The 9,567-nt window shown below is 61.7% G+C and carries 6 protein-coding genes; 1 reads left to right on the top strand and 5 read right to left on the bottom strand.

Annotated features, from left to right (window positions below; genetic code table 11):
- Window positions 1–25: 25 nt before the first annotated feature.
- From VGL22_RS20290 to VGL22_RS20270, 5 genes are all read right to left on the bottom strand, one after another.
- The gene (locus VGL22_RS20290; RefSeq protein WP_465268784.1) at window positions 26–1,711 is read right to left on the bottom strand and encodes a hypothetical protein; all 1,686 of its coding nucleotides are present in this window, start codon (window positions 1,709–1,711) and stop codon (window positions 26–28) included.
- Window positions 1,712–1,715: 4 nt separating this feature from the next.
- Window positions 1,716–3,041, bottom strand: coding sequence for a TolC family protein (locus tag VGL22_RS20285; protein ID WP_465268783.1), 1,326 nt, complete (start codon window positions 3,039–3,041; stop codon window positions 1,716–1,718).
- A 68-nt stretch (window positions 3,042–3,109) separates the two neighbouring features.
- On the bottom strand, window positions 3,110–4,360 hold the full coding sequence (locus VGL22_RS20280; RefSeq protein ID WP_465268782.1) for an efflux RND transporter periplasmic adaptor subunit: 1,251 nt from the start codon (window positions 4,358–4,360) through the stop codon (window positions 3,110–3,112).
- Window positions 4,357–6,132 carry a glycosyltransferase family 39 protein gene (locus VGL22_RS20275; RefSeq protein ID WP_465268781.1) on the bottom strand — a complete coding sequence of 592 codons (1,776 nt, stop codon included), beginning with the start codon at window positions 6,130–6,132 and terminating at the stop codon, window positions 4,357–4,359. The genes VGL22_RS20280 and VGL22_RS20275 overlap by 4 nt, the downstream gene beginning before the upstream one ends.
- Before the next feature lie 65 nt (window positions 6,133–6,197).
- Window positions 6,198–7,847 carry an NAD(P)/FAD-dependent oxidoreductase gene (locus VGL22_RS20270; RefSeq protein ID WP_465268780.1) on the bottom strand — a complete coding sequence of 550 codons (1,650 nt, stop codon included), beginning with the start codon at window positions 7,845–7,847 and terminating at the stop codon, window positions 6,198–6,200.
- Window positions 7,848–8,509: 662 nt separating this feature from the next.
- Between VGL22_RS20270 and VGL22_RS20265 the strand changes: the two genes are divergently transcribed.
- The coding region (locus VGL22_RS20265) for an arabinan endo-1,5-alpha-L-arabinosidase (RefSeq protein ID WP_465268779.1) at window positions 8,510–9,567 on the top strand (1,058 nt) is incomplete at its 3' end.

Genomic DNA, 9,567 nt, shown 5'->3' with positions numbered 1-9,567 from the left:
GCTATTTAACCTGAGATCACCCGGATCAGCGCACCCTGCACACCCGTACCATTGCGTTCTCATACGCACAAGGGATAGTCAGCGGAGTTTCCCGCGGCACGATAATCCAGTCCACGCCGTACGCTCGCAGGCGCGCCAACTCGGTCGATCCCACTCCCGCGGCCAATCCCTTTTGCGCGCTCTCGCCTTCCAGCCACTCCGTTGTCAGCCCCGGAGCGATCGCCGCGATCCCGCCGTCCTTGGCGTAGTCCGGCATCGCGCTGCGATCCGCAATCGCGCGAAAGTTCTGGCTATCTTCACCGGCTGCCTCCGCATATTTGCTGTCCAGCGCGAATACCGCCGTCACCGGCGTGTGCCCCCGCACCCATTCAAACGCGTCGGTCCATGCATTCACGGGGCCGCGCCCTGGCAGTTCCACATGCGCTGATCCAGGAAACGTCTCTCGCTGCACAAACGCCATCGCCCCACCGGCAAGCACGATCGCCGCGGCCCACGAGACCATTCCGCGGCGCCCCATACACGGCCGCAGCAGCTTCTCTGCCATCCAGGCTCCCAGCGCCACAAGCATTACCAGGTAGATGGTCGAGTACACCCGCAGCGGCTGCAGCATGGCCAGTTCATACGACCGGGACCACGGCTCGGCAAACAGGGCAGCGATTACGGTTGCACTCGCCCCCGCAATCGCAGTCATCTCCGCCACTCTTGCCCCCGCGCTCCTCTCCCCCGTTATCCCCCTCCGCCACACCAGCAGCACCACCACCGGCGGACCCATCAATCCAACTAGCTCATATAAGTGCCAGTTACTCAGAAACCAATAAGTGCGCGTCTGCGCTACCATGGCATATGCGCTCGTAGTTACCGGGCCCAGCATCTCTATCGATGCTGCCATCGCCAGCACCGTTCCGGACAGTAGCCCGCAGGCCGTGAGCAGCGCAACGCGCGCCCGCAGCGATAATGCCACCAGCAGCATTGCGCATCCCAGCGCATACGCCGCCATCAAGGGATGCATCGCTGCTGCGACCAAAAAGCTTCCCGCCACCAGCGTCACCGCGCCCCAGCTCACCCGCGCACCAGCAGACCACGCCGTCGCCACGTCCAGCGCGCCCACCAGCATCAGCAAGCCGCACGGCGTTGATAGACTGCGCGCCGTCACATACGGATCCATCAGCATCAGCGATGTGCCCGCCACCGGAATCGTCAGCGTCATCGCCAGCAGCGTTACCGCTCCCAGACACGCGTTTCTCCCCGCCGCGCACCGGCTCGCCAGCAGCCACGCCGCAAACAGCGTCAGCCACATCGTCGCCGCATAGAGCGCAAAAAGCACCGGCATGAGCCCCGCATGGGTCACGCGCGCAACCGCCGCAACAGCCGGCGCGAACAGTGAAAACTTCAGGTGCGTGGTGATAAATCCCGACCAATAGGGATATAAGCTGGAGTTGAGCGTGCGCTTGATTCCGGCGACATACACACCGCCATCTTCGGCAAACGGATGATACCCGTGAACCGCTATCGCCAGCGGAGTCAGCACGGCGCTAGCCAGCGCTCCGACTCTCCACGTCGGCTGGGCCGAGTCCTTCGCGGCCGCCACTGGCATGGCTGCTCCTATTGTCGCCAATGCGGCCTGCTCCTCGCCCAGTGCCGGCCCACGTGCGTAGACGATCTCCCCTGCCGCCGCGGCAGTTGTCCATCGCGCTCCGCGCCACGCCGCCATGGCGCTAATTCGGCGTCCCCGGCGCCTTCAGCCCGCTCAGCCATGCGTCCAGTCTGCCCGTCAGGCGCAAAAATGTGATCTGCGATTTCCGCGCCGTCAGCTTGGCATCCAGCATCTCCACATACTTCGCGCGCTCTTCGATGCGCGCGTTCTCTACATCCTTTTCAGTCACCGGGGTGCCTCCCGTGGCATGCTGCGAATGCGCCAGCGTGTCGCTCAACTCGTCCTGCGCAATCTCGTAGTCCACATCCGCCAGCTCGGCCTTCGTTGCTAACTCCGGCAGCGACCGCGCCATCTTGTGCCGCCCCGCAGATTCATCCGACCGCAGGATCGCCAGGTCCATCAGCGAACGCTCCGTGTCCAGCTTCGACTCCTTTGCCGCCGCCCGGCGCACCATGTCCAGAATCGGAAACTGCACCGACACTCCGACCGAGTAGGTGTTATAAATGCCGTTCAAGTTATAAAACTCCGTCACATTCTGGATCGGGCTAACTCGGCCATAACTCGCCCCGAACCCTATCTGCGGTCGCCACATATAGTCCGCATCGCCCTTTGCCCTCAGCGCCTTTGCCTTGTCCGTCATCGCCGCTGCCTTAATCCCCGGCGTCTCCGGATATGCTTCGCCACCTTCCGCACTTTCTGCGGCAATCCGGGGAATCGTCTCTGGCTCGATCTTGAGCTCCGTCACGGGAATTCCCGTAATCTGGCTCAGATGTCCGCGAAGGTCTTCGGCGTTATCCGCTGCCTGCATCTCTCCCAGCCTGATCTGCAGCGCCCCCCGCCGGTACTTCATCACCTCGAGTTCACTCTCCAGGTGAGCCCCAAGACGGTCCTTCATAATCGCTGCGAGCTTCATCGCCACGTCATACTGCTCATCGAGCGCCCCAGCCGTACTTTGGGCCGCGTCGAGCGACAGATAGGTGATCGCAGCATCTTCTTCCACCTGCTGCTTGATCTCTCCAAGCGCCAACCGCGCCGCCTTGAGATCGGCATGCGCCGCCTTCAGGTCATATCTCTGCCGAAAGCCGAACACTACCGACTGCGCGCTCACCGTGAAGATCGTCGGTACCGTCAGCGTGATGCCGTACGAATAACCCGCCCCGCCGCCGATCGTCACGCTCGGGATATACAGGTCCTTCACCACCGCGACCCCGAACTCGGCCTTGGCCACATCGTTCTCTGCCGCCTTCATCCGCGGACTGTTCCGCACCGCCAGCGCAATCGCGTCCTGGAACGACACCTGCCCGTCAGCACGCGCGGCTGACCATAGACATGCAACAACCCACACCAGCGCCGCGGCCATGCGCACGCGTCCGCTTCCCCTTCTCAACCTTCCTGAGATCGTTCGGGTCATTTAGTTCGGGTGAAACTCGAAAAACACTCCTGAGAGTGAGATGGCTAATTCACGACCTTGATATGCAGTCCGTCCGACAATTTTTGATCCGTATCGACATGCCGCACGATCGTATCCTTTGCCGTCAGCCCGCCCGTGATCTCGATGCGCATGGCGTTCGACATCTTCGTCGCTACCTCCGTCCGCCTAAGCTCGTCCCCGTCCACGCGGTACACATACTGCTTGCCGTTTTCCGTATAAAGCGCTTCGCGCGGAATACTCAGCGCATGCTCGCGCTTCTCAGTCGCCACAATCACGGCTACGTTGGTGTCCAGCGGCAGGTCCCCATGGTCGTCATCGAGCCCGATCAGGCACTCGCCCACGCTGCGCCCATTCGCCCGCGTCACCGCCAGCGGCTTCGCTTCCAGGTGCCCGTGCCACGTCCGCCCCGGAGCCCCGTCCCACGTAACGTCCACCGCCTGCCCCACGTGGATCTTCTCCATGTCCGGCTCTTCAAAATTCGCCCTCACCTGGATGTGCGAAAGATCCGCCACATGCAGCATGTCCGTACCGGCCGGCACGAAGTCATAGAGATGTGTCGGCAGCACATAGACCGTCCCCGCAATCGGCGTCGAGATATTCGCGTTCGCCCAGCTCACCTTCTCCGCCGCCACCGAGGCCTTGTCCGCCGCCACCGTGTCCTTCCAGCTCTTGATATCCTGCGCGCTATAACGGTCCGTCATCCGCTTCTCGATCACGCCCAGGTTCATCTGCGCGGCCTGCACCCTCTGGTTTGCCGCGTCCAGCTCCGCGCCCGACACGCTTCCATGCTTTGCAATCTGTTCCATCGAATCGAGCGCCGTCACCGCCTGGTCGCGTTCCGTTTGCGCTTTCTGCAAGTCGGCCTGCATGCCCAACCGGTCTTCTTTTGACCCGTTGTCGAGCACATTCTGTTCCGTCACCTCGGCATCATCCAGATCCGCGCGCGCCTTCTCCAAACGCGGCACTGCGTACTGATCCTTCATCTGGATCAGCATCTGTCCCGCCTTCACCTTCTCGCCAAGGTGCACATAGATCTTGTCCACCACACCCGTAAAATTCGCCCTGGCGGGGAAATCGCGAGCCGGCACCACCGTGCCCGTCGTCGATACCGTGCTCTCAATCGTCTCGTAGTCTGGGTTCACTACCCGCACCTCGGCCTTGGTGCGAGTGCTCGCATACAGCACACCCAGCGCCACCGCCAGCACCGCAACCGCCGCCGCCACCTGCCATGGCCGCAGAATGCGCGGTCTCGCCGAAGCCAACTGCGTACTCATTTGCGCGCGCCTCCGTTGTGCCCCATCCCCGCGCTCGGCACGTTCTCCGCCGCCACAAACGGCACCGGCACCGTCAACGGCTCCGAGATATCCGCGACAGGGTTATCCCACGACTCTTTGTAAAGCACCGGCACCCCGTGAGCAAGCGGCGTAAATCCGCCAAGGTCCGTCGCCCGCGTATTGATCGGCAGCCGGGTCAGCAGATAGTGATGATCGTTCAAATCCCTGATCATCCAGTTCTGGTCGCCAGAGACGATCAGGTACTCGTGCGTCGTGCGCTGGAACTCCGCCATCGTCTCGATCGGCATGGTGTAAATCAGGTTCCTTCCCGCCCACAGGTTTTCCTCCGGCGAGTCGTCGCCCTGGTATCTCCGAATCGCCGGAAAATCCATCGGAAATACCACCCGCCTGGCCATCTCCGCCGGAGCGTAATGCTGAAACGTCAGTGCCAGCAGCGGGTCGGGAATCACAATCGGCGCACTCCCGGGAACCTCGGCCAGCGCCCCTGGCAGGTGATCGACGACCTTGTAGAAGCACTCCTTCTGCTGCTCATACCAATACCCCACATACGCCTCGCGGCTCACAAACCACGCCAGCATCAGGCACCCGAACGCCATCCCCGCACGCCGCAGATGGCCGAACATCCCATACGCCACCACCGTCCCCGCAATCGCGAAGCCGAAGCACACCGGGATCACAAAACGCGGCGACAGCATCCCGCCCCGTATCGACGCCACCGCGTACCCCACAAACGGATACGCCATCAGCGTCAGAATCCCGGCTACCTCATGCGTTGGAATCCGCACTCCCATCCCACCGTGCTGCCTCAGCCCCTGCATCCAGCGCGGCATCACCCGCCCCCGGCACCCGCTGCACAACACCTCGGCGTGCCGCAGTCCCAGCCACATCCCCGCCGCCAAGACAAAAAACGCCAGCAGCGGAAACAACACCACCTCCACCATCTCGGTGTAGGAATCCGCGACCTGCCCCAGCGACACCTTGTTCCACGCATAGGGCGCAAACTGCGCAATCGACCGCTCAATCAGCGGCCGATACGCGAGCAGCGGCATCGCCGCCACCGCCATCGCAACCCAGATGCGCCAATCCACCGCCCTCAACAAGCGCATCGGCCCGCCTGACCTCCGCTCCCCGCGCGCCCGCATCGCAGTGCGGACCACCTCGCCCGTCGCCACAGGGAAAAACGCCAGTACGGCGAAGTAGTTCGTCGAAATCCCCAGAGCCAGTCCCGCCACCAGCCCAATCACGCCCAGGGTGCGCCCCCGCCCGCTCCCCGATGGATCCACAGCGCACGTCCACGACAAAAACGCCAGCATCGCCAGCCCGTAAAAGATTCCGTACGACCGGCTTTCGTAGCTATAGTCAAACGCCGCCATCGACATCGACAGCAGCGTGCCCGCTATCGCCCACGTCCCCGGCACCCGCCGCCTCATATATCCAAACAGAGATAAAAGCCCCACCCAGTAGCCCAGCGCAGCCGGCAGCCGATACGCCCACTCGTGGTCCCCGAGCAGAGCTCGGCTGTAGTGCGCCAGCAGGTGCGTCACCGGCGGATTCGGATCCGCCCCATGCGCCAGGGCGTCCCATATCGCCGCCGGCCCCCCGTGCTTCGCAATGTGCAGCGTGATCAGCTCGTCCAGCCACATCAGCTTCAAGTGCGATAGTCCAAACACCGCGACAAAATACAAAATCGTAAGCCAGGCAAAGGCACGACCGGGCGACGCGTCGATGGCTTCTTCCCACGATGCACCCACCCGGCCTCGAGCTCCCGCCCTCTCCGGCTCAACAATTTCCCTGTTGTCCAAAGATGGCGTCTCCCTCATGCTGCGCGCTCTTCCGCCTCCCGTCCTTCGTTCTCCGTTGCCGGGGCCTGCTTCTGCTCGTGGTATTCCTGCTCTGTGTTAATCTCCCAAAGATTCTGCTTGCTCTTCACCCCGTTGATAATGTTCTCCACCGCCACCATCGCCGTCAGCATCGAGTGATCCTGGTTGTTGTACTTGTGCATCCCGTTCCGTCCCACCAGGAAAAGATTCTCGAACCGCTCCATGTAACGGATCACTTCGTCGAACCGCTCATACGTCCCGAAGTACGCTGGATACGTCTTCGGCACACGGTACACGCACTGGTCCCGCACCTCATCCGCCTTCAGAATCCCGATCTTCGCTACTTCCGCGATCGCAAACTTCGCAATCTCCTCGTCCGACATGTTCCAGAGCCGGTCCGTGTCATAGCAGAAATACTCCAGCCCGATCCACACCTTCGACGGGTCCGAAACCAGGTACGGGCTCCAGTTGTTGAAGATCTGCATCCGCCCCACCAGCACCTCCGGCTCCTGGATGTAGATCCACGTGTCCTTCACTGGCGACCCATCCTGCTCCGTAATCAGCAGCCGGTCCACCAGCAGTCCAACGGTGATAAAGTCCCGGTACTGCAAACCCTCCGAGATCGCCTTCACCTCTTCAGGAATCTCCGTGTCGATCTGCCGCAGCAGCTCCCGGATCGGCATCGTCGAGAAGAAATGATCTCCCTCAAGCGTCACCGTCTCGCCCTCCGGCGTCGTCGCGTCCACGCCCGTGATCTGCTCCACCCCGTCAATGCGCGTATGCACATGCAGCTTCTTCACCCGCCAGCCCATGCGCACTTCGCCGCCGCCCTGCTCCACCAGCTTTGCCACATGCTCCCAAAGCTGCCCCGGCCCATACTTCGGATACAGAAACTGCTCGATCAGCGACGTCTCCGAGTTCTTCTGCCGAATGTCAGACGGATCGCTCTTGGTACCCGAAAACATCTTCGAGAAGAAATGAGTCACGGCCTTTTTCAGCGACAGCCCCTTGATCCGCTGCGCGCCCCACGCCGCCGATATCTGGTTGCACGGCACGCCCCACACCTTCTCCGTATAACTCTTGAAGAAGGTCAGATACAGTTCCTCGCCAAACCGGTTGATCAAAAAGTTCTCAAGCGACTTCTCCGGCTTGCGCTGGAATACCTGCGCCTTCACATAGCTCGCCACAATGCGCGCCATTCGCACCGGACCCAGCTTGCGCAGCGTCGGCCCCGTCAACGACAGCGGATAGTCGAAGAAAGAGCGCATGAAATAGATGCGGCTCTTCCGCGGCCTCACCAGCATCACGCAATCCGGATCGACCGCCACCGGCCGAGGCTTCGGTGCCCGCACCGTCTTCTGCTGATTCTGATACTTGATCGCAAATTCGCCGCTTCCCTGCGAACCCGCGATCGGCATCATGTCCGTCCACCAGTCCATGACCCGGTCCGACTTTGAAAAGAACCGGTGCCCGCCTATGTCGATCCGGTTGCCGTTATGGCGAATCGTGCACGAGATGCCGCCAATCCTGTCGCTGCCCTCAAGCACAATCGGCTTGATGTTTGACTGGCGGCAAAACTCCAGGGCCGCCGTTAGACCGGCCGGACCCGCGCCGATAATAATCGCCGTCTTCTGTGAACCACGCATAGATGTAAATATCCTTTTGGCATGTGTCTATGTGGCCGCTTTCCGACCAGCTATCTTTCTCAATCTCAGATGCCGAATTCCGCAGTTGTCACGGTTGTAATTTCAAATTCTTCCCAAAAATCCTTGAGGATGGATGGACAAGCCGTCCCGCCAAAAACGCGATGCTGCATCCCCGCAATCCGGAGTTCTCAAAGGTTTTAACTTTTCACTTTACCAAGTGTCAGCACGGCGTCCGAGCGCGGAGGCTTCTTCAGCAGAACCTCTCCAGATTGCGCGCTCACTCCCGAAATCACTCATGCCGGGGGATACGCAATTTCGTTCCCAGCTCACAAATCGCGCCTTCGCCTCGTTCCAGTTCTCCCGCGCTTGGAGTGGACCGGACCCGTATCAGTCATCCTGATCCCTGTCTGTCCACCTGGGCGCTATGATTCGCCCACTCCGTCGTCAGTTGCTCCGCGCAAGGGTGCTGGTCCGTCCCGCCGGTAACTCCTTGCCTGCTAATGCGGCCCGTTGTCTTGCCCGCCATAGGAGCGCCTATTACGGCCGCCCGCGCTCAGGTTTCACCCCGGGCCGAGTGGGCGCAATAACACCTTTGTGGGATGCGCGGTACATCAGCCGGGTCTATCGTAATGCGTATAGATCTTGAAAGGTTGCTTCCGCTTATGTTTTCCTACAAACGGCTGGTAGGCGCCTGCCTGCTTTCCGTCTCCTCTATAGTTTTGACGTCTTGCGCCAGCGTCTCCGCAAACAGCGTCTCCTCCGCCACGCCCGCAACCAATCCTCTCGGCGCCTATCCGCTCACCGGAGACACCCTCCCCGTCCTCGATCCCGGCATCATCCGGCAGGGCGCTACCTACTACGCCTTCTCCACCGATGTCGTCGGCTTCGCCTCCTCCGGCTCTCTGCCCATCCACTGCTCCTCCGACCGCATCAACTGGACTCGCTGCGGCAGCGTCTTCCCCGACGGCATGCCCTCCTGGATCAGGTCCGGATATCCCGACGTAGCCGGCCTCTGGGCGCCCGACATCTCCTACTTCAACGGCCAATACCACCTCTACTACAACGCCTCCGTCCTCAATACCCAGCGATCCGTCATCGCCCTCGCCACCAACACCACACTCGATCCCTCCGACGACGCCTATAAATGGATCGACCGCGGCATCATCCTCCAGTCCAAAGACGGGGACGACTTCAACGCCCTCGATCCCAACACCCTTACTGACACCGACGGCTCCGTCTGGCTCACCTACGGCAGCTACTGGACCGGCATCAAGCAGCGTCAGGTTGACCCCGCCACCGGCCTCCTGCTCGCCTCCAACTCCACGCGCTACGACCTCGCCACCCGGCCCGGCGTCTCCGACGACGCCATCGAAGGCCCCTCCCTCGTCCACCACGGCGCCTACTACTACCTCTTCGTCTCCATCGACCACTGCTGTACCAAATCCGTCGCCACCGACAACTACAAGCAGGCGGTCGGCCGCTCCACCAGCCCGCACGGCCCCTTCACTGATGAAAACGGCGTCCCCATGATGAGCGGCGGCGGAACCGTCCTCCTCAAAGGCGACACCACCTGGAATGCCCCCGGGGGTGGAACGGCCTACCTCGACACCCAGAGCGGCGAGAGCGTCCTTATCTTCCACGCCCAGAACCTGGCTGAAAACGGCACACCGCATGTCTGGCTCAAAACCCTCGACTGGCAGAACGGCTGGCCCACCCTCAC

The organism is Occallatibacter sp. (genome assembly GCF_036502485.1).
Classification (GTDB): domain Bacteria; phylum Acidobacteriota; class Terriglobia; order Terriglobales; family Acidobacteriaceae; genus Telmatobacter.
The sequence above is the reverse complement of the archived record's forward strand: the minus strand, read 5'-3'. Positions and strand labels throughout refer to the sequence as shown.

Coding starts and splice junctions, on each gene's coding strand:
- VGL22_RS20280 (WP_465268782.1), bottom strand. CDS start 4,360: ATGAGTACGCAGTTGGCTTCGGCGAGACCGCGCATTCTGCGGCCATGG.
- VGL22_RS20270 (WP_465268780.1), bottom strand. CDS start 7,847: ATGCGTGGTTCACAGAAGACGGCGATTATTATCGGCGCGGGTCCGGCC.
- VGL22_RS20290 (WP_465268784.1), bottom strand. CDS start 1,711: ATGGCGGCGTGGCGCGGAGCGCGATGGACAACTGCCGCGGCGGCAGGG.